The organism is Paraburkholderia sp. PREW-6R, from assembly GCF_039621805.1.
Taxonomy (GTDB): Bacteria; Pseudomonadota; Gammaproteobacteria; order Burkholderiales; family Burkholderiaceae; genus Paraburkholderia.
Genome location: NZ_CP155073.1, coordinates 1,123,944 through 1,142,891 on the forward strand (window position 1 = coordinate 1,123,944; position 18,948 = coordinate 1,142,891).

Genomic DNA, 18,948 nt, shown 5'->3' on the forward strand with positions numbered 1-18,948 from the left:
AAATCCGCTCACACAGGTCGGCGACACTGCGCGCGGCAGGAATGGCTATTGTGAACGAATTTACCGTCAGTGCGCGATCGCGCCCATCCGTCCCGCCTGATAGTCGATCACGGCCTGGCGGATTTCATCTTCCGTGTTCATGACGAACGGACCGTAGCGCACCACCGGTTCCTTCAACGGCACGCCGCCCAGCAGCAACACTTCAAGTGGTTCCGCGCCCGCGGTGAGCGTGACCGAATCGCCGTCGTTCTGAAACACCACCATCTTTTGCGCGTCGATTTCCTGACGTGCATTGCCCTCGCCGTAAAAGCCTTTTCCGGACAGACCATACGCAAACACGCGATAGTGGGCGGGCACCGGCTGCTCGATCGTCGCACCGGGTTGCAGCGAGAAATGCTGGTACAGGATCGGCGTGCGCGTATCGATCGCCGCTTTCACGCCGAGTGCTTCGCCGGCTATGACTTTCACGCGCACTTTGCCATCCGCCGATGTCGCCACCGGTATGCTTGCCGACGGAATTTCCTGGTAGCGCGGTTCGATCATCTTGTCGCGACGCGGCAGGTTCACCCACAGTTGCAGGCCGTGCACGCGCCCACCCGTGCGCACGAACGCCGGGTCCGGCATTTCGCTATGCACGACGCCCGCGCCGGCGGTCATCCACTGCACATCGCCCGCATGCAGGGTGCCGGAATGACCGGCCGAATCCTGATGGCCGAACTGCCCCTCGAGCACGTAGGTGACCGTTTCGAAACCACGATGCGGATGATCGGGTGCGCCCTTGGCTTCGCCCGGCGCGTAGTCGATCGGGCCCATTTCGTCGAGCAGCAGGAACGGGTCGAAGTCCATCAGCAGACGGGTTGGGAAAGGGCGATGGACCACGAAGCCGCCGCCTTCGGTCGTGCGAACGGCGGGAAACGTGCGTTCGATCGTGCGTGCCGTGCTCATCGAATGTCACCTCGAAAAAAGGGGAATAGCGTTATTTTTGAAACATGGAGCTATTATAGGGACCGTTTTTCGCGGTGCCAGCCGCCCTCACGCAATGGATTGTTCTATCACTGGAACGATGAGATGAAGATCGATTCACACAATCTGAATGACCTGATGTACTTCTCCCAGGTCGTCGAACATGGTGGATTTTCCGCCGCGGAGCGCGTGCTGGGCATTTCGAAATCCCGACTCTCGCGCCGGCTCACCGAACTGGAAGCGTCGCTGGGTGTGCGCTTGCTGCAGCGCTCCACGCGCAAACTGGCGTTGACCGAGGCCGGCCAGCTTTTCTACCAGCATTGTCAGGCGATGCTAAGCGAAGCGCAGGCCGCGGTGAACGTGGTGCAGCAGTTGCGCTCGTCGCCGCGCGGCACGGTGCGCGTCAGCGTGCCGGTGACCGTGTCGCAGACCATTCTGTCGCAAATTCTGCCGGAGTTCATGCACCGCTATCCGGAAGTGCGCGTCGTCATGCGTGTGACAAATCGCGTCGTCGACCTGTTCGAGGATTCGATCGACGTCGCTTTGCGTGTGCGTTCCGACCCGCCGGAAAACGCGAATATCGTCGTACGGCCGCTCTGGCGCACCCAGCAGATGCTGGTCGGCGCGCCGAGCCTGCTGCAACAGAACGCACCGCCGCTGCAGCCCACCGACCTCAGCCGTTTCGAAACCCTGGACGTGCCGACCGGCGACGGCCGCCATGTGTACAACCTGATTGCGCCGGACGGCACGCGTCACGCGCACGAGCACGAGCCGCGACTCGTCACGGCGGATCTGATGACGATCCGTGAAGCGGTGCTGGCCGGCGTGGGCATCGCTGCGTTGCCCGAGATGATGTACGGCGCGTCGCTGCGCGCCGGTCAATTGTCGCCCGTCATGCCGGGCTGGACGTTTCCGGTCCCGCAGCTTTACGCCGTGTTCGTGTCACGGCAAGGGATGATTCCGGCCGTGCGCGCGTTCGTCGATTATCTGGTCGAAATGCTGGACCCGGACGAAGGCAAGTACATCATGGGCGAATGTCCGGTGAGGGAGGAAAAGAAAGCGGCGGCCGCTCACGCCGCGCAATCTGCTCAATCCGCTCATGCCATGGCAGCCGTGTCCTAGCGCGCGTCGCGCACCGCAGCATCGCTTTTAGCATTTAAGCGCGGCCTGTCATGAGTACTTTCAATGGGCACTTTCTTGATTGCGAGCGCGAGCGCGCCTATATTGAAATCCCTTCGCTAAGGAGTCTCTTATGCGGAAACTCATGGCCGCTATCATAGCGAGCCTGATAGGGCTGACCGCGCTGTCCGTGTCGATCACGGCTGTCGCATGCGGTGATTCCAACTACCAGTCTTCAAACGATGGTAAGTGATCCTGCCGCCCGAAGGCGCCGAGCGCGCACAAAAAAAGGCCTTCATCGGACGATGAAGGCCTTTTACTTTTGGCCCCTGTTTCAGGGGCGTTTCCCGGACTCAGAGTGCGCGATGTGCGGCGTGACCTGCAGTCTGACTCGTGGCTTCATTTACCCTTGGGCTGAGTGACGAAGCCGATCTTCGTCAGACCACCGGCCTGCGCCGCCGACATGACCTCGGCCACTTTCTCGTACGGCACCTTGCGGTCCGCGTCGAGATGCAATTCCGGCTGCGGATTCGCTTGCGCGGCCTCTGCGATTTTCGCGCGCAGTGCGGTGTCGTCGACTTTCCTGTCGTCCCACAACACGTTGCCGTCCGCATCGACGGCAACCGTGACCTGCGCGGGCTTCGTATCTTCCTTCTGGCTGCTTGCATGCGGCAGATCGATCTTGACCGCGTGACGAATGACCGGAATCGTCACCATGAAAACGATCAGGAGAACCAACATCACGTCGACGAGCGGCGTCATGTTGATTTCGTTCATCAGGCCGTCGTCATCGTCGCTGGAAAAGGGGCTCATTGCCATGGGAATGCCTCGTCGATCAGTTTGCGCGCGTGGCGAGACGCAGCCCGTCACCGCGCCTCGACGACGACAGACGCGCGCCCGTCACGAAGAACGCATGCAGCCCGTGTGCAAAGCGGCTCAGCTTGGCGACGACCGCTTTGTTGGCGCGTGTCAACGCGTTATAGCCGAGCACGGCGGGAATGGCGACGAACAGGCCGAACGCCGTCATGATCAGCGCTTCACCAACGGGGCCGGCGACCTGATCGATCGACGACTGGCCGCTCGCGCCGATTGCGAGCAGTGCATGATAAATGCCCCATACCGTGCCGAACAGACCGACGAACGGCGCCGTGCTGCCGATCGACGCGAGAATCGCAAGGCCGCTCTGCATACGGGCGACGCTTTCGTCCATGGTGTCTTTCAGGCAACGCGTGACCCAGTCGGACACGTCCATACGGTCATGCAGATGCGGTTGCGTCTGATGATGGTGATCGGCGGCTTCCTGGCCCGACAGCGCGAGCGCGAGGAAGGGGTTGTCCTGCGGCGTGGACGAGCCGGCGCCGAGTTTGTTCACGCCGTCGGCGAGGTCGTCCGAATGCCAGAATGCCTGTTCGGCATTCTTCGTGAGACGCTTCAGGCGCATCACGTTCCAGCCCTTGATGACGATCACGCTCCACGACATGACCGACATGATCAACAACGCGAGCGCGATACCGCGCGTGACGAAATCCCCTTGCGCCCACACGTGCGCCAATCCGTAGTTTTGCATTGCAATTCCCTGTTTGAAATCTAGCTTAGTCGTCCAGACTGAAAACGAATGGCAGGTTGTACGCGGCTCGCACCGGCTGGCCGTTTTCGAGGTATGGCTTGCAGCTGCTCGCGTGCGCGGCGGAAAGCGCGGCGTCATCGAGTCGGTCGAAGCCACTGCTCTTTTTCAACTCGATGTTTTCGAGCTTGCCGGTCAGACTCACCACGAACTTCACATACGTCGTGCCGGTTTCGCCGCGGCGCCTGGAGAGCGCCGGATACGCGGGCGTGATGATGTTGCAATCGAGGTGCGAAACGTTCTTCGGCGCTGTGATTTCCATCGTTTGACGGCCCGTCGCGGGCGCTGCCTGAACGGACGGCGCGGCGGGTGCCGGCGGCGCGGGCGGCGTCGGATCGGGCGCGGCAGCCGGCGTCGGCGACGGAGCCGCCGCTTGCGGCAGCGGAGGGGCTGTCGGCCTGGGCGTCGGCGCCGGCTTCGGCTGGATTTTGGGCCTGGTATGGACCGGCGGCGTCGGCTTGGGCGGGGGCGGCGCGATCGACTGCATGGCGACCGGCGCAGCGACGGGCGCCGGCGGCAGCAGTTGCGCGGTCATCACATGCGATTCGAGCGCCGGCTGCGCGGGTTCGTGACGCAGGGTCATCACCACGGCGAGCAGCGCGACGTGAATCGCGGCAACCACGCCGGTGGTGGTGAGGGCGCGGGGATTCATGCGGTGCGAGGCCGGCGTGTTGCCAGTCGTGCCGGTTTTGCCGGGCAAAACGGTAGGCGAGGCCTGCATGTCAGCGTGGCGCGGCGCGGCCGAAGCAGCGCGTCGGACAAGTCTTCGTCATGTTCGGAAGATCAGCAACGAAATGCACAAGGTAGTCACGAAACCAATCAGCAATTCCATCTCAAACTCCTGTCTGGTCGAGTGGGTTAGCTGGCTGGTACGGAGACTGGCTTGCTGACGGCAGTGGGATAGGACTTTGAACACAAGGGGCCAGAGAGTGCGCCTCGGCAGGCACTGACACAGACTGGCCCTGCAATACTCAAGGCTGCAACCGCGCGTAACAGCGGTCAGCCGCGCTCAAGCGGTCTCACGCGGCCTTGCGCTCGTAAAACGTCAGCGGCACGGGCTGCGCATGATGCTCGACACCACAGCGGCTCGCGCACACGCCGCTTTGCATCATCACGTCACGCACTGATTCCGCGCACTTGCCACAACACAATGCGACACCGAGCTCGAACTGAAGCTCGTCGAACGAATCGACGCCTTCCGCGATGGAGGCACGGATCTTTCGGTCAGAAACAGACTTGCAGATACAGACAATCATGGCAGCGCGTCATAGCTAACGTTAATGCGAATTATTATCATTATGTTTGAGGAATTTGGCAAGCGCGCTGAGTGGTTTTTTGTAACAAAACCAGACTCTTAGAAGGGGTTTCCAGAGCGGATGCGCCGGCAAAGCGGGGTCGTCGCTCCGTGTGAACACGCAGGAAAGCGGCGTCCAGTGGACGCCAGCAATGTCAAATGCGACGGACGGGCGAATTTATGCGGCGCGCGAATCGGGGGTCGACGTACGGCGGGAAGGGATGGTGACCTGTTCGACGGTCGCGTCGATATGCAGCAGCGAAGCTGCCAGCTTCTGTTGATGGCTGCCGTCGCCGGTGGAGAAAAAACGGGGCGCAACCGAGGCGCCGCTTTCAGCCGGAACGCGCATGCCATGCTGGTCGAGTACGCGTTCCAGTTGCCGCGCAATGGCCAGGCTCGTGTCGATCAGCATGAGCCGATCGCCGACGATGTCGCGAATGGTCTCATCCAGAAACGGATAGTGCGTGCAGCCGAGCACCAGCGTGTCCGCGCCGGCGTCGAGCATGGGCTGGAGATAGCCATGCAGTAGCGCGCGAACTTCGGCCGAACCGGTGTCGCAGCGCTCCACGGCCTGAACGAGGCCGTGGCCGGGCTGGCACAAGAAGCGGCAATCGGCCGCGTAGCGCTCGAGCAGGCCCTGGAAGCGCGCACTGCGCAGCGTCACCTGAGTGGCCAGCACGCCGGCTACGCGCGTTTTGGATTGCAGCGCCGCTGGTTTGATGCCCGGTTCGACACCCACGAGCGGAATGGGCAACCGCTCGCGCACCAGAGCGATGGATTGCGCGGTCGCCGTATTGCATGCGACGACCAGCGCCTTCGCGCCTTGCTGCACGAGCCATTCGCCGATGGCAAGCGTACGGTCGGCGATGAAGTCGTCGTCGCGTTCGCCGTAAGGAGCGTAGAGCGAATCCGCCGCGTACAGGATCGCCTCGTCGGGCAACTGGGCGCGAACGGCGCGCAGAACGGATAAGCCGCCCAGTCCGGAATCGAAAATACCGACGGGCGCGTTGGCGTGAACGGCGGCAGCGGGAAGGCGGTTACTTGACGAGAGCGGTTTTGCGGGCATAGGCGTGGAGGACGCGCACGGCGCGGCGATCATTAAGGGCCAGCGAAGCCGGAAAGCAGGGAAGTGCGCAAGTATATCGCTCGTCCAGCGTGCGCTATCCCATTTGAGCAGACTCGCAACACGCAATGCGGGCGATTTCAGCGAACGTCGATTACGACTCCATCGGGCCCATGGCCGTTTGCTGGTAGTTCTGAATCCCGATCTTGCCGATCAGATCGATTTGCGTCTCGAGCCAGTCGATGTGTTCTTCGGTGTCGTCGAGAATCTTCGTGAAGATTTCACGCGAGATAAAGTCACGCACCGATTCGCAATAAGCAATGGCTTCCTTGCAGGTGCTTTGCGAAATCTGTTCGAGCTTCAGATCGCATTCGAGAATCTCCTGAGTCTCTTCACCAATCAGTAATTTGTGAAGGTCCTGCAGATTCGGCAAACCGTCGAGCATGAAAATGCGTTCGATCAGCCAGTCGGCATGCTTCATTTCGCCGATCGACTCGTCGTACTCGTGCTTGCCCAGTTTTTCCAGCCCCCAGTGGCGATACATCCGCGCATGAAGGAAGTATTGATTGATCGCGGTCAGCTCGTTTTTCAACTGCGCGTTGAGATATTCGATGACCTTTGCGTCGCCTTGCATGGTATGTCCTTGAAGGGATTTGAATTTCCCAGAACGATAAACGCCGAAGCCCAAAAAGCCAAGGCAAAAGTGCAGTTTCCGGCTTGACACGAGAGGTTGGCCGCGTGATGCGTAGCGTTCTCATTCAGGCGAAAAAAAAGCCGGCGTCGTGAGACACCGGCTTGCCGCCTTTGCTCAGCGACCGCTCAGACGAACGGTCATACCGTAGCAACGGGAATCTTGCCGATCTTCGCTTGCCATTCCTTCGGGCCGGTCTGATGCACCGACGTGCCGCTCGAATCGACAGCAACCGTGACCGGCATATCCTGCACGTCGAACTCGTAAATGGCTTCCATGCCGAGGTCTTCGAACGCCAGAACCTTCGCGCTGCGAATTGCTTTCGACACGAGATACGCCGCGCCGCCCACGGCCATCAGATACGCCGCCTTGTGTTTTCTGATCGCCTCGATGGCGACGGGGCCGCGCTCCGCTTTGCCGATCATCGAAATGAGGCCGGTTTGCGACAGCATGGTTTCGGTGAATTTGTCCATGCGCGTAGCCGTGGTGGGACCGGCGGGGCCGACTGCTTCATCGCGGACCGGATCGACCGGGCCCACGTAATAGATCACGCGGTTCGTGAAATCAACGGGCAACTTCTCGCCCTTTGCGAGCATGTCCGCAATGCGCTTGTGTGCCGCGTCGCGACCCGTCAGCATCTTGCCCGACAGCAACAGCGTCTGGCCCGGCGTCCACGATGCCACTTCTTCCGGCGTCAGCGTGTTCAGATCCACGCGCTTGCTCTTTTCCGTGTCCGGTTCCCACTGCACTTTCGGCCATGCATCGAGCGACGGCGCTTCGAGCTTCGCAACGCCCGAGCCGTCCAGCGTGAAGTGCGCGTGACGCGTGGCGGCGCAGTTCGGGATGATCGCAATCGGCTTGGACGCAGCGTGCGTCGGCGCGGCCATGATTTTCACATCGAGCACGGTCGCGAGGCCGCCGAGACCCTGTGCGCCGATGCCGAGCGCGTTGACCTTTTCATGCAGTTCCACGCGCAGTTCTTCGATCCAGTCCTGCGGACCGCGCGCGATGACGTCCTGAATGTCGATCGGGTCCATCAGCGATTCTTTCGCCATGACCATTGCTTTTTCAGCCGTGCCGCCAATGCCGATGCCCAGCATGCCCGGCGGGCACCAGCCGGCGCCCATGGTCGGCACGGTCTTCAGAATCCAGTCGACGATCGAATCCGACGGATTGAGCATCGCGAACTTCGACTTGTTTTCCGAGCCGCCGCCCTTGGCCGCGACCTGCACGTCGACCTTGTCGCCCGGCACGATCTCGTAGTGAATCACGGCCGGCGTGTTGTCCTTCGTGTTCTTGCGGCCGCCCTCGGGCGGGCTCACGATCGACGCGCGCAGTACGTTGTCCGGATTCAGGTAGCCGCGCCGCACGCCTTCGTTGATCATGTCGGTGACGCCCATCGTCGCGCCGTCCCAGCGCACGTCCATGCCGACTTTCACGAACACGGTGACGATGCCGGTGTCCTGGCAGATCGGACGCTTGCCTTCGGCGCACATACGGCTGTTGGTCAGGATCTGCGCGATGGCGTCTTTTGCGGCCGGGCTCTGTTCGAGTTCGTACGCGCGGCCCAAGGCCTGAATGTAGTCGAGCGGATGGTAATAGCTGATGTACTGAAGCGCATCAGCAATGCTCTGGATCAGATCTTCCTGTTTGATGACGGTCATGGCTAGCTCAGTGGGGACAATGGCGCGTTTTATCGGGCACGCAGGGCAGTGCGTGTCAGTCGTGCGCCTTCAGGGGAGTGGAACCGTTGGAGCCCAGCGGCTGCAGACCGGCGGGTTCCTGAAAATGCGAGGGATGCGTATGCGTGGTGAGGCGGTCGACCAGCGCCATCACGAGCGCCGAGACGAGGAACGCCACGTGAATGACGACCTGCCACATGATCGTGTGTGTCGTATTCTGGTCGGGACTGATGAACGTTTTCAGCAGATGGATCGACGAAATGCTGATCAGCGCCATGGAGAGCTTCACTTTCAGCACGCCGGCGTTCACGTGGTCGAGCCATTCCGGTTCGTCCGGATGGCCTTCGACGCCGAGCCGCGAGACGAACGTTTCATACCCGCCGATGATCACCATGATCAGCAGGTTCGAGATCATCACCACGTCGATCAGGCCGAGCACCACGAGCATGACGTTGGTCTCGTCGAGCGTCATGGACGCCGTGACCAGATGCCAGACTTCTTTCACGAACAGCACCACATACACCGCCTGGGCGACGATCAGGCCGAGATAAAGCGGCACCTGCAGCCAGCGGCTCATGAAGATGATGACGGGCAGCGGGCGCATGGGGCGGCGCGCACGGGCGGAGTCGGGTCGCAAGGCGGACATGGGCAAGTGTCAGATGTAACGCAGGTGACGGGACAAGGGCTCAGACGATGCCGTGCGCAGCCGGAAAGGCCGGCTATCCTCGCAGCGGGCGCGCTATTGTACAGCGCCGGCAGAAATGGCTGCCGCGCCGCGGGCAGCGCTTATGATGCGACCGGGGGCGTTCGCCGGACCTTCAGGCTGGCGAGTCCGATGCCTGCCATCACGCAGGCCAGCGCGATCCCGTGCGCAAGCGTGGGCCGCTCGCCGAGAAAGACGATGCCATAAATGGCGGCCGCAATCGGCAGCACCGCACTGAACACGCCGGCGAGACTGCCCGGCACATGGCGAATGCCTTTCATCCAGAGCCAGAACGAGAAGATGCTCGCCGATAGTCCATACCACAGCACCAGCGTCCAGATACCCGCGGGCACGGCGTGGAAGTTGAAATGGAGTAGTGCGCTTGCGCCGAAAGGCAGCATCAGCAGCAGGCCGAAAGCATGCGTGTAAGCGCAGATGTCGATGGGCGCGAGGGTCTGCGTGAGCCGGCGCGACAGAATGATGTAAAGCGATTCGCAGCACACGGCGCCGAGCACCATCAGGTTGCCGGTGAAAGAGCTCACCCCGCTTGCATCCGGGTCCCCATGAGCCAGATTGATGACGACCACGCCGGCAATTGCAAGTGCGATGGAGGCGAGCGCGCGCCCGTTCGGACGCTCCTTCAGCATGAGCCATGCAAACAGCGCGACCACTGCGGGAATCGTGCTGGTAATGACGCCCGCTGCAACCGCGCTGGTGCGTTGCACGCCGTTGAGCATCAGCAGCGTGAAGCCGAAGGTGCCGAACAGCGCCTGCAGGAACAGGTTGATCCACTCGTCGCGCTTCACGCGCCGCAGTTTGGCGACACGCAGAAGCGGCCACAGCACCGCCATCGCGATGACGAAACGCAGGAGCGCGAACAGAGGAACGGGAACGTACTCGACGATGGATTTACCGATTCCGACATTGCTGCCGACCAGCAGCATCGAGGTGATGAGAAGCAGGGAGTAGCGATTCAAGCTGGAATCCAGACGGCTAGTTCAGTTAGCATTGTAAGAGGCCATGTGAGACAGCGTAAAGGAATGTAGAGGCGCCATGTCCGGGCGGTGCATCACAGGCGCTGGATTTGCGCCCAGCGCCGTTAGGGTTTTTGCTGGGATGTCCTGGTGCGTCGCGTAAGTGGCCGGTAAGTTGAAACGCTTATGTTGGTACATGAGTTGGAACATGAGCGCGGCCCGTCGCTCGAACGCGTTCATGTTGCGATGCCGCATGAGCGCGCAACACGAAAGCGGGCCGCCACGCTACGATCGAAGGTCGGGTGCGAGGGTAGGAGACGACGCATGCGTTGAATGCCGGACGCGGGTGAATCACACGCACCTGCCGGCCTGGCATCGCGGCGTCTATACAACCGGGCGCGCCATTGCGCGCCGGCGCAGGTTTTAGGTTTCATCTTCACCAAGGGGTTGTCGATGTCTGCGATTGAATCGGTTCTTCAGGAACGCCGTGTATTCCCTCCCTCTGCTGAATCGGCGGCTGGTGCGGCGATCTCCGGCATGGACGCGTACCGGGCGCTCGTCGCCGAAGCGGAGCGCGATTACGAAGGTTTCTGGGGGCGCCTTGCTCGCGAAACGCTCAGCTGGAACAAGCCGTTCACCAAGGTGCTCGACGAATCGAACGCACCGTTCTACACGTGGTTCGAAGACGGTCAGCTCAACGCGTCCTACAACAGCATCGACCGTCATGTGGAAGCGGGCAACGGCGAGCGCGTCGCGATCATTTTCGAGGCCGACGACGGCACCGTCACCCACGTCAGCTACAACGACCTGTTGCAACGCGTGTCGCGCTTTGCGAACGCGCTGAAAAAGCGCGGCGTGAAGAAGGGCGACCGTGTGGTGATCTACATGCCGATGTCGATCGAAGGCATTGTCGCGATGCAGGCTTGTGCGCGGATTGGCGCGACGCACTCGGTCGTGTTCGGCGGGTTTTCGTCGAAGTCGCTGAACGAGCGGCTCGTGGACGTCGGCGCCGTTGCGCTCGTGACCTCCGACGAGCAGATGCGCGGCGGCAAGGCGCTGCCGCTGAAAAACATTGCCGACGAAGCACTCGCCATGGGCGGCTGCGACGCGGTGAAAAGCGTGATCGTCTACCAGCGCACCGGCGGCAAAGTCGCGTGGCACGAAGGCCGCGATCTGTGGATGCACGAGTTGACGCAGAGCGAATCGGACCAATGCGCACCGGAATGGGTGGACGCCGAGCATCCATTGTTCATTCTTTATACGTCCGGTTCCACGGGCAAGCCGAAGGGCGTGCAGCACAGCACCGGCGGCTATCTGCTGTGGGCTGCGCAGACCATGAAGTGGACCTTCGACTGGAAGCCCACGGATGTATTCTGGTGTACCGCCGACATCGGCTGGATTACCGGCCACAGCTACATCACCTACGGCCCGTTGACGCTCGGCGGCACGCAGGTCGTGTTCGAAGGCGTGCCCACCTATCCGAATGCCGGGCGTTTCTGGGACATGATCGCGAAGCACAAGGTCACGCTGTTCTATACGGCGCCCACGGCGATCCGCTCGCTGATCAAGGCCGCCGACGCCGACAGTAAAGTGCATCCGAAGAGCTATGATCTGTCGACGCTGCGCATCATCGGCACGGTCGGCGAGCCGATCAATCCCGAGGCGTGGGTCTGGTATTACGAGAATGTCGGCGGCAGCCGTTGCCCTATTGTCGATACGTGGTGGCAGACCGAAACCGGCGGCCACATGATCACGCCGCTGCCGGGCGCCACGCCGCTGGTGCCGGGTTCGTGCACGTTGCCGCTCCCAGGCATCATGGCCGCCGTGGTCGATGAAACCGGGCAAGACGTGCCGAACGGGCAGGGCGGCATTCTGGTAGTGAAGCGGCCGTGGCCGTCGATGTTGCGCAACGTGTGGGGCGATCCCGATCGCTACCGGAAGAGCTACTTCCCCGATGAACTCGGCGGCAAGCTGTATCTCGCGGGCGACGGCGCAGTGCGGGACAAGGACACCGGCTACTTCACGATCATGGGCCGTATCGACGACGTGCTCAACGTGTCCGGCCACCGGCTCGGCACCATGGAGATCGAGTCGGCGCTCGTGTCGAACCCGATCGTTGCCGAAGCGGCCGTCGTGGGGCGTCCCGATGCAACAACGGGCGAAGCGGTGTGCGCGTTCGTCGTGCTCAAGCGTGCGCGTCCCGAAGGGGAAGAGGCCGTGAAGCTGGCCAACGAATTGCGCAACTGGGTTGGCAAGGAAATCGGTCCGATCGCCAAGCCGAAGGACATCCGCTTCGGCGAAAATCTGCCGAAAACGCGCTCCGGCAAGATCATGCGGCGGCTACTGCGCTCGCTTGCGAAGGGCGAGGAGATCACGCAGGACGTGTCCACGCTGGAAAATCCGGCCATTCTCGATCAGTTGGGCGAATCGCTGTAAGCCATAGCAGCCATAGCGGGTTCCCGCCCGACCACACGTCAGAGCCACCGCGCGGACAATCCCGATTGCCTGCCCGGTGGCTTTTTGATACATAGGCGCATGGCCGCGCCGCACTACCCCTCTCACGCTACGCTCAGTCCCACGCCCGAACCGCCCGCGGTGTCGGCGGCGATGGCGCGCGCGCATCAAAGGTACTGGCGCTTCAACCTCGCGCTGATCGCGGCGTTGATGACCCTTGGCGCCGTCGTGTCCTTCGTCGTGCCGCTCGCCGCGCCCGCGCTTGCACACGTGCGCTTCGGCGGGTTTCGCCTGCCGTTCTACTTCGGCGCGCAAGGCGCGATTCTGCTTTACGTGGCGCTCATCGTGATTTATATCGTGCTGATGCAGCGGGCGGATCGTCGGCTGCAACGAGCGTTCGACGCCGACGCCGACGCCGACGTGATTGCGGCTACGATCAGCGCCCCGCGCGGACACTGAGCCGATGAAGCTCACAAACCGGCTCATCACCTCGTACGCGATCTATACGCTCGGTTTCCTGTTGTTCATCTACGTGATGTGGCGTATCGAGCGCAACACCGGTGCTGGCGTATGGATCGGCTATGTGTTCCTGTTCGTGCCCATCGCGGTGTATGCGGTGATCGGCCTGCTGTCGCGCACGTCCGATCTCGTCGAATACTACGTTGCGGGGCGGCGCGTGCCGTCCGCGTTCAACGGCATGGCGACCGCGGCGGACTGGCTGTCTGCCGCGTCGTTCATCGGACTGGCCGGGTCGATCTACGTGACCGGATACGACGGCCTCGCTTATCTGATGGGATGGACAGGCGGCTACTGTCTCGTCGCTTTCCTGCTTGCGCCTTATGTGCGCAAGCTCGCCCGTTATACGATTCCCGACTTTCTCGGCACACGTTTTTCCAGCAACGCCGTGCGCGGACTCGCCGCGCTGGCCGCGATCCTCTGCTCGTTCGTCTATCTCGTGGCGCAGATTCAGGGTGTCGGACTGATCGCGACGCGTTTTATCGGCGTCGACTTCGCGGTGGGCATTTTCTGCGGGCTCGCGGGCATACTCGTGTGCTCGTTCCTCGGCGGCATGCGCGCGGTCACGTGGACCCAGGTCGCGCAGTACATCATCCTGATTGCGGCGATCCTGATTCCCGTTTCGATGATCGCGCACAAAGACGGCCTCGGCTGGGTGCCGCAATTCGACTATGGGCGTTTGATGGCGCGTGTCGAGGTGCTCGAAAAACAGGTGAGCGACGCACCGCTCGAACAGACCGTGCGTGATGACTACCGGCGGCGCGCCGCGTCGATGCAGACGCGCCTCGATACGTTGCCGCGTTCGTACTTCGACGAACGTCAGCGTCTTACGCAGGAAGTCGCCGATTTGCGGCGCCACAATGGTCCACTGCGCGAGATCAAGGAGCGCGAAAGGGCGCTCGAACAGTTTCCGCGCGACGCCGCGGCCGCACAGATCGTCTGGACCCAGCAACGCGACGAAATGCTGATGCGCGCGGCTGCACCGGTCCCGATGCACGAGCCGTTTCCCGCCACTAGCGACGACGATCGCCGCACGCACGAGCGCAATTTCCTGTCGCTGCTGCTGTGTTTGTCGCTCGGCACCGCGAGCTTGCCGCACATTCTGACGCGCTATAACACGACGACGTCGGTCGCGTCCGCGCGACGCTCGGTTGGCTGGACGCTATTTTTCGTGGCGCTGTTTTATCTGACCGTGCCGGTGCTCGCGGTGTTGATCAAGTACGAGATGCTGACGCACCTGGTCGGCCATCACTTTGCCGATCTGCCGCAATGGCTCACGCAGTGGCGAAGGGTCGAGCCGAGTCTGATCAGTCTTGCCGACACGAATGGCGACGGCATCGTGAGATGGAGCGAGATTCAGATGCAGCCTGACATGGTCGTGCTGGCCGCGCCCGAAATCGCCGGGCTGCCATACGTGATGTCCGGCCTGATCGCGGCGGGCGCGCTGGCCGCGGCGCTCTCTACCGCTGACGGTCTGCTGCTGACGATAGCGAACGCGTTGTCGCACGACATTTACTATCACATGGTCGACCCGGCCGCTTCGAGCCAGCGGCGCGTGACGATATCGAAGATTCTTCTGCTGGGCGTGGCGCTGCTTGCTTCGTATGTGGCGTCGCTGAATGCGGGGAACATCCTGTTTCTGGTGGGCGCGGCGTTTTCGCTGGCGGCGTCGAGTCTGTTTCCCGTGCTGGTGCTCGGCGTGTTCTGGAAGCGCACGACGCGTCTTGGCGCCGTCGCGGGCATGGTGGCGGGGTTGCTGGTGTGCATCTATTACATCGTCTCGACGTATCCGTTTTTCACGCAGATGACGGGCGTGGCCGGCCCGCGCTGGTTCGGCATCGAGCCGATCAGCTCCGGCGTGTTCGGCGTACCGGCCGGCTTTCTCGTGACGATCGGCGTAAGCCTGGTGGACAAAAAACCGGACGCCTATACAACCGCGCTGGTGGACTACATACGGCATCCTTGAGACGGTTTGCGAAGGGGAGTAGCGCTCGGCGCGAAGTTTGCTATAATTCTGCTCCCCGCCGGAGAGATGGATGAGCGGTTTAAGTCGCACGCCTGGAAAGCGTGTATAGGTTAATAACCTATCCGGGGTTCGAATCCCCGTCTCTCCGCCAAGAATTGCAATGACGAGCCGTTGAAGCCGAAAGGATTCAACGGCTCTTTGTTTTCCGGCTAACAAAGCCTCGCTTACTGCAGCGGCAAACAAGCACACTGACTGTCGACCCATGCATGCGCGCAAGAACCTGATCGGTCGACGTTGCAGACGCGATGATTCGAGAACCATCCCGATGCGTTCAAACTAGCCGAGGTCAGCGCAATGCGCGGCCGACCTGTCGCCGGCTCCGTCGTCGTCCTGAGTCGAGCCTCCCGCTAGAAACGCGTACGCAACCCCACGGTGCCCACCACCTGATTCGCCGTCGACGAAGCGCCGCCCGCCGTATTCACGAAAGCCACATAGTTGTGGCCGATCGCGTGTTGATACATCCCTTCGACATAAACGTCGGTCCGCTTTGACAGCAGGTACACCGCCTGCAGATTCACCTGATTCCACTTCGGGTCATTGCCGTACGCGGTATTTTTCCCATTGCCGACATGGCCGTCCGTGTACGTATCCGTTATCCCCAGATTGACCGCGGGCGTCAGCGCATATTTGGCATTCAGTTCATAGTTGTCGAACCGCATGGTGCCGCTGCCGGCCACGTTGGTCTGTCCGAACGACGTGGTTCCCTGGAACTGGCTGTGCGTATAGACGAAGCCCACCGCTGCCGGGCCGAATTTGTAGTTGAGCGCGGCGCCAGCCGTGCGCTGAACGTCCGCGCCCAGCACGAAGCCGCCCGTACCATTCGCCGTTGATTCGGCGATATCGACCGAGCCCGCGCTCGCCGATGTCGTACTCGTCGATCCGTTGATCTGCAGGTAGCCCGCGGCTGCCGTGAAGGGACCATAGGCATAACTCGCGCCCGCGCTGTAAGCGCGATTGACCGCAAACGTGGTGCTGTTCGAGAAAGCATACAGGCCACCGAACGTGAGCCCCGCATAATTGGTGCTGGTGTACTTCACCGCGTTATTCATTCGCACCGAATGATTCAGATTGTCGTTATCGAAAGGGTGTGCGAAGCCGGTGTCGCCGAAGGTGCCGGCCGTGCCCGATAACGGCGCCACGAAATCAACCAGCGAGTCGTACTGTCGGCCGAGCGTGACCGTGCCGAACTGGCTCGTGCTGATGCCGACATAGGCTTGTCGCCCGAAGAGCCGGCCGTCCTGTCCGAGCTTGCCGTTTTGCACATTGAAGCCGTTTTCCAGCACGAAGATCGCCTTCAGTCCGCCGCCAAGATCTTCCGCGCCGCGCATGCCGAAGCGGCTGCCGTTGATGTTGCCGCTCGTCGCCTGAATGAGCGAGCCGCTCGCTCCGCCTTTCGACACGTTGTTGGTGTACATCAAACCCGCGTCGATCAAGCCATACAACGTGACCGAACTCTGAGCGTGAGCCGCCGACGTGGCGATCAGCGCTGAAAGTGCACAGACAGTGGATAGTCTCTTCACGTGTGCCTCCGTAGATGAAAGAGGGAATCCGTCGTTGAGCGCAGTGTATGAATGTACGCCCGTCAGCACTATCCACATAACGACATAGTCCGGCCTCCTGAATATGGAGGGCGTCTGTCATATCGTCGTCAAAAATCCGGTGTGACAGGGCTTCATGCACCCTGTTCCAGTCGTAATCGGTCAGCCGCCATCTAGTATGGCGTTGTTTGAATGAAACGCCGCCGCGCGGTCTCCCGCAACGCAAGCGCACGAGACACTTCGTTCACGGATGAACGACCGTCATCCTGAACGGGCCGCCATTCGCCGCAGCATGACTGACGGCCTCGTTCACGTCGTCGAGTTTGAACGACGTCACGTCGAACTGTCCGAGATCGAGCAGACCGCCGCGAATGAGGCCTGTCATTCGCGTGACCGCTTCCGGCGAATACATCCACTTGCCGCGCACGGTGATGTCGTTGCGCATGATCCACGGGTAGGGCAGATTGAGATCATCGCCGCCGAGCATGCCGACACCGCCCATCAACACGATACGTCCGTAAGGGCGCACGGTCATCACCGCGGCGCGCACGGTCCTCGTGGTCGCCGACGGCGGCAGCAGATCCATTACGCAGTCTATCGGTGCGCCGGCAGCCGCACGCATCCGTTCGCAATCGTCGTCCTCGTTGCCTGTGAGTTTCACGGTCCGGATACGTTCACCGAAGCGCCTTTGCAGATCGGCGAGCACGCCTTCGTTGCGTCCGGGCGCGATTACGCACCGCACACCCATCGCGAGGGCGATAGCGACACACGCGCTGCCAAAGTTGCCGGTCGCGCCGCTCACGAGCAATGTCTCGCCGGCCTGCAAATTCGACGCAAGCAGCCCGCCGTACGGAACCAGCATCGTGTTGAGCGCACACCATGTCGCGGCATCGGCGGGATCGATGTCACCGATGCGAATGGCGTTCTCGGTCGGCACGCGTATCTGTTCGGCAAACGAGCCGTCGTGGAAATGGCGCGCGAGCCGCAGGCCGCCGTCGCCGCGCGCGCTCCAGCCCTGCAATGTAATGTCGGGCGTGAGCGCGTCGTCGCGTGAACGCACGGTTGGATCGCAAAAGACCCAGTCGCCTGCTTGCAGATGCGTGGCGTCGGGTCCAAATGCACGCACGCGGCCGATGGCCCCGCAGCCAGGCACGATAGGCAATTCGATCGGGTAACGGCGCTCGCCGCTGAACACTTCCTGCGCATACGACAAAACGGGCGCGGCAACGACGTCGACGATCACTTCGCCGGTGCCCAGCGAAGGATCTGCTACGTGTTCAATCGCGAGCGGCTTGCCGAGTGTCTTCAAAATGGCTGCTTTCATCTGCGTTCCCTGTTGATGGTGATTGGACAAGGCGATTCTGGCAGGCGTAGCATCGGTAACAAGGCCTGGTACTATCCTGGGATTCCCGCGTACCTGCTTGAGGAGGACGGAAGGTCATGACAACGGCGAGCCGAAGTGAGTTCGGCGATTTTCTGCGCTCACGGCGCGAGAAGCTAAGCCCTGAATCGGTGGGACTCAACAACGGGCGGCGGCGTCGCACGCCCGGTTTGCGTCGCGAGGAAGTGGCGGAGCTCGCGGGCATCGGTGTGGACTGGTATGTGCGGCTCGAACAGGGCCGCACGGTGAGTCCGTCCGATACCACGCTCGAAGCGCTGGCTCGCGCGCTGCGGCTCGGCAAAGTCGAGGCGGCGCATCTGCGTGCACTGGCACGCAGCGGCGATCGGCAAACCTTCACTCGCGAAAGCGTGCCGCGTCCTATCGCGAATCTGATCGCGACACTCGAACTCCCCGCTTATGTCACGGGCAGGCGTTGGGATCTGCTGGCCTGGAATGCAGCGGCGGCCGATCTCCTCGGCTTCGAACGTCTTGCCGAAGCGGATCGCAACATTCTGGTGTTCATGTTCATCGAGCCGGATTCGCGACGGCTTTTCGGCGCAAACTGGACCAGCGAGGCGCGCCGCATGATTGCGTTGTTCCGCGCAACGCACGATCTGTATGCCGACGATCCAGCCTTTGTCGAACTGGTCGAACGGTTGCGCGCGCACAGCGCCGAATTCGCAAAATGGTGGAATGCGCACGATATTCGTGGCGGCGCGTCCGGGCAGAAGGTGCTGATCCATCCGGAGCGCGGCGCGCAACGCTACGACTACGCGACGTTTCAGGCAAACGACGATCCCGCGTTGAAACTCGCGATCTACACGCCCGCATGATTCGCCCACTTGGCGACGTACACCGGAACAGATCGTCTTGCTCTACACTAGCTGCCGCCCAGGCCAGTCCAGTTCAGTCAAGAGCAA

Annotated in this window: 17 protein-coding genes and 1 tRNA gene; 6 read left to right on the forward strand and 12 right to left on the reverse strand. The window is 61.8% G+C overall.

Features of this window, described 5'->3' with window-relative positions:
• Window positions 1-66: 66 nt before the first annotated feature.
• Entirely contained in the window at window positions 67-945 is an 879-nt protein-coding gene (locus AAGS40_RS04940; RefSeq protein ID WP_345813589.1) for a pirin family protein, read from the reverse strand.
• 123 nt (window positions 946-1,068) lie between these two features.
• Here AAGS40_RS04940 and AAGS40_RS04945 point away from each other — a divergent pair, with 123 nt between their 5' ends.
• Entirely contained in the window at window positions 1,069-2,085 is a 1,017-nt protein-coding gene (locus tag AAGS40_RS04945; RefSeq protein ID WP_345813590.1) for a LysR family transcriptional regulator, read from the forward strand.
• Between the two features lie 396 nt (window positions 2,086-2,481).
• Here AAGS40_RS04945 and AAGS40_RS04950 read toward each other — a convergent pair whose 3' ends face one another.
• The 9 genes from AAGS40_RS04950 to AAGS40_RS04990 form a co-directional block, all read right to left on the reverse strand.
• The gene (locus tag AAGS40_RS04950) at window positions 2,482-2,901 is read right to left on the reverse strand and encodes a biopolymer transporter ExbD (RefSeq protein ID WP_345813591.1); all 420 of its coding nucleotides are present in this window, start codon (window positions 2,899-2,901) and stop codon (window positions 2,482-2,484) included.
• A 16-nt stretch (window positions 2,902-2,917) separates the two neighbouring features.
• Window positions 2,918-3,649, reverse strand: coding sequence for a MotA/TolQ/ExbB proton channel family protein (locus AAGS40_RS04955; RefSeq protein ID WP_345813592.1), 732 nt, complete (start codon window positions 3,647-3,649; stop codon window positions 2,918-2,920).
• A gap of 25 nt (window positions 3,650-3,674) precedes the next feature.
• Complete coding sequence (locus AAGS40_RS04960; RefSeq protein WP_345813593.1) at window positions 3,675-4,427, reverse strand: energy transducer TonB; 753 nt, start codon at window positions 4,425-4,427, stop codon at window positions 3,675-3,677.
• Between the two features lie 298 nt (window positions 4,428-4,725).
• Window positions 4,726-4,962: a (2Fe-2S)-binding protein gene (locus AAGS40_RS04965; RefSeq protein ID WP_345813594.1), complete on the reverse strand. Its 237-nt coding sequence runs from the start codon at window positions 4,960-4,962 to the stop codon at window positions 4,726-4,728.
• Between the two features lie 216 nt (window positions 4,963-5,178).
• Window positions 5,179-6,066 (reverse strand): glutamate racemase, encoded by an 888-nt coding sequence (gene murI, locus AAGS40_RS04970; protein ID WP_345813595.1) that lies wholly within the window; start codon window positions 6,064-6,066, stop codon window positions 5,179-5,181.
• Between the two features lie 151 nt (window positions 6,067-6,217).
• Window positions 6,218-6,697: a bacterioferritin gene (gene bfr, locus AAGS40_RS04975; protein WP_345813597.1), complete on the reverse strand. Its 480-nt coding sequence runs from the start codon at window positions 6,695-6,697 to the stop codon at window positions 6,218-6,220.
• Between the two features lie 197 nt (window positions 6,698-6,894).
• Complete coding sequence (locus AAGS40_RS04980) at window positions 6,895-8,418, reverse strand: fumarate hydratase (RefSeq protein WP_345813598.1); 1,524 nt, start codon at window positions 8,416-8,418, stop codon at window positions 6,895-6,897.
• Between the two features lie 55 nt (window positions 8,419-8,473).
• The gene (locus tag AAGS40_RS04985) at window positions 8,474-9,040 is read right to left on the reverse strand and encodes a TIGR00645 family protein (protein ID WP_345813599.1); all 567 of its coding nucleotides are present in this window, start codon (window positions 9,038-9,040) and stop codon (window positions 8,474-8,476) included.
• A 182-nt stretch (window positions 9,041-9,222) separates the two neighbouring features.
• The gene (locus tag AAGS40_RS04990; protein ID WP_345813601.1) at window positions 9,223-10,116 is read right to left on the reverse strand and encodes a DMT family transporter; all 894 of its coding nucleotides are present in this window, start codon (window positions 10,114-10,116) and stop codon (window positions 9,223-9,225) included.
• A 450-nt stretch (window positions 10,117-10,566) separates the two neighbouring features.
• Between AAGS40_RS04990 and acs the strand changes: the two genes are divergently transcribed.
• The 4 genes from acs (at window position 10,567) to AAGS40_RS05010 (ending at window position 15,200) form a co-directional block, all read left to right on the forward strand.
• A complete protein-coding gene (acs, locus tag AAGS40_RS04995) occupies window positions 10,567-12,549 on the forward strand; it encodes an acetate--CoA ligase (RefSeq protein WP_345813602.1) in 1,983 nt (660 codons plus the stop codon).
• Window positions 12,550-12,648: 99 nt separating this feature from the next.
• Window positions 12,649-13,026 (forward strand): DUF4212 domain-containing protein, encoded by a 378-nt coding sequence (locus tag AAGS40_RS05000; RefSeq protein ID WP_345813604.1) that lies wholly within the window; start codon window positions 12,649-12,651, stop codon window positions 13,024-13,026.
• A 4-nt stretch (window positions 13,027-13,030) separates the two neighbouring features.
• Entirely contained in the window at window positions 13,031-15,049 is a 2,019-nt protein-coding gene (locus AAGS40_RS05005) for a sodium:solute symporter family protein (protein ID WP_345813605.1), read from the forward strand.
• Between the two features lie 60 nt (window positions 15,050-15,109).
• A tRNA-Ser gene (locus AAGS40_RS05010) sits at window positions 15,110-15,200 on the forward strand.
• A 256-nt stretch (window positions 15,201-15,456) separates the two neighbouring features.
• Here AAGS40_RS05010 and AAGS40_RS05015 read toward each other — a convergent pair.
• Entirely contained in the window at window positions 15,457-16,629 is a 1,173-nt protein-coding gene (locus tag AAGS40_RS05015) for a porin (protein ID WP_345813606.1), read from the reverse strand.
• Between the two features lie 262 nt (window positions 16,630-16,891).
• Entirely contained in the window at window positions 16,892-17,971 is a 1,080-nt protein-coding gene (locus AAGS40_RS05020) for a zinc-binding alcohol dehydrogenase family protein (protein ID WP_345813607.1), read from the reverse strand.
• Window positions 17,972-18,087: 116 nt separating this feature from the next.
• Between AAGS40_RS05020 and AAGS40_RS05025 the strand changes: the two genes are divergently transcribed.
• On the forward strand, window positions 18,088-18,861 hold the full coding sequence (locus AAGS40_RS05025; protein ID WP_345813608.1) for a helix-turn-helix transcriptional regulator: 774 nt from the start codon (window positions 18,088-18,090) through the stop codon (window positions 18,859-18,861).
• Window positions 18,862-18,948: the final 87 nt, after the last annotated feature.

What these genes read in the sequence shown, in the direction of transcription:
- bfr (WP_345813597.1), bottom strand. Translation starts at nt 6,697, where the DNA reads ATGCAAGGCGACGCAAAGGTCATCGAATATCTCAACGCGCAGTTGAAA.
- AAGS40_RS04945 (WP_345813590.1), top strand. Translation starts at nt 1,069, where the DNA reads ATGAAGATCGATTCACACAATCTGAATGACCTGATGTACTTCTCCCAG.
- AAGS40_RS04940 (WP_345813589.1), bottom strand. Translation starts at nt 945, where the DNA reads ATGAGCACGGCACGCACGATCGAACGCACGTTTCCCGCCGTTCGCACG.
- murI (WP_345813595.1), bottom strand. Translation starts at nt 6,066, where the DNA reads ATGCCCGCAAAACCGCTCTCGTCAAGTAACCGCCTTCCCGCTGCCGCC.
- AAGS40_RS05020 (WP_345813607.1), bottom strand. Translation starts at nt 17,971, where the DNA reads ATGAAAGCAGCCATTTTGAAGACACTCGGCAAGCCGCTCGCGATTGAA.
- AAGS40_RS05025 (WP_345813608.1), top strand. Translation starts at nt 18,088, where the DNA reads ATGACAACGGCGAGCCGAAGTGAGTTCGGCGATTTTCTGCGCTCACGG.
- AAGS40_RS04955 (WP_345813592.1), bottom strand. Translation starts at nt 3,649, where the DNA reads ATGCAAAACTACGGATTGGCGCACGTGTGGGCGCAAGGGGATTTCGTC.
- AAGS40_RS05005 (WP_345813605.1), top strand. Translation starts at nt 13,031, where the DNA reads ATGAAGCTCACAAACCGGCTCATCACCTCGTACGCGATCTATACGCTC.
- AAGS40_RS04950 (WP_345813591.1), bottom strand. Translation starts at nt 2,901, where the DNA reads ATGGCAATGAGCCCCTTTTCCAGCGACGATGACGACGGCCTGATGAAC.
- acs (WP_345813602.1), top strand. Translation starts at nt 10,567, where the DNA reads ATGTCTGCGATTGAATCGGTTCTTCAGGAACGCCGTGTATTCCCTCCC.
- AAGS40_RS04960 (WP_345813593.1), bottom strand. Translation starts at nt 4,427, where the DNA reads ATGCAGGCCTCGCCTACCGTTTTGCCCGGCAAAACCGGCACGACTGGC.
- AAGS40_RS04985 (WP_345813599.1), bottom strand. Translation starts at nt 9,040, where the DNA reads ATGCGCCCGCTGCCCGTCATCATCTTCATGAGCCGCTGGCTGCAGGTG.
- AAGS40_RS04980 (WP_345813598.1), bottom strand. Translation starts at nt 8,418, where the DNA reads ATGACCGTCATCAAACAGGAAGATCTGATCCAGAGCATTGCTGATGCG.
- AAGS40_RS05000 (WP_345813604.1), top strand. Translation starts at nt 12,649, where the DNA reads ATGGCCGCGCCGCACTACCCCTCTCACGCTACGCTCAGTCCCACGCCC.
- AAGS40_RS04965 (WP_345813594.1), bottom strand. Translation starts at nt 4,962, where the DNA reads ATGATTGTCTGTATCTGCAAGTCTGTTTCTGACCGAAAGATCCGTGCC.